Here is a 307-nt window from a genome sequence, read left to right as displayed (position 1 = left end):
GAAACCTAGTTAAGTTCGTATCCGCTGTCAACAACTTTCTGAAATTTGTTTTTTCAATGATCCCGAAGGTTTGTTTTCCCTCGGTGCGGTGTGGGAATCTAGAGAAACCCGAGCCGCTTGTCAATCACTTTTTGAAAGTTTTTTTTCGTCGGCAAGAATTCTTCCAGCTCATCGCTCAACTACCTTATATGATCATCGCCGCCCTTCTATCCGATCTGGATTTCATCGTAGCGCCTCGGTCATAAACTCAAACTTTCTTCAATGATCCCTGCACCTTACTTTCGCTCAGTGCGGAGACGGAAGCTAA

1 protein-coding gene is annotated in these 307 nt (G+C 44.6%); it reads left to right on the top strand.

The window, feature by feature from the left end; translation table 11 throughout:
* On the top strand, window positions 1–245 hold a 245-nt coding region (locus tag D0S45_21055), incomplete at its 5' end, for a hypothetical protein (protein TIH01426.1).
* Between the last annotated feature and the right edge of the window lie 62 nt (window positions 246–307).

Origin of the sequence: Marinifilum sp. JC120, assembly GCA_004923195.1 — a bacterium.
Taxonomy (GTDB): domain Bacteria; phylum Desulfobacterota; class Desulfovibrionia; order Desulfovibrionales; family Desulfovibrionaceae; genus Maridesulfovibrio.
The sequence above is the reverse complement of the archived record's forward strand: the minus strand, read 5'-3'. Positions and strand labels throughout refer to the sequence as shown.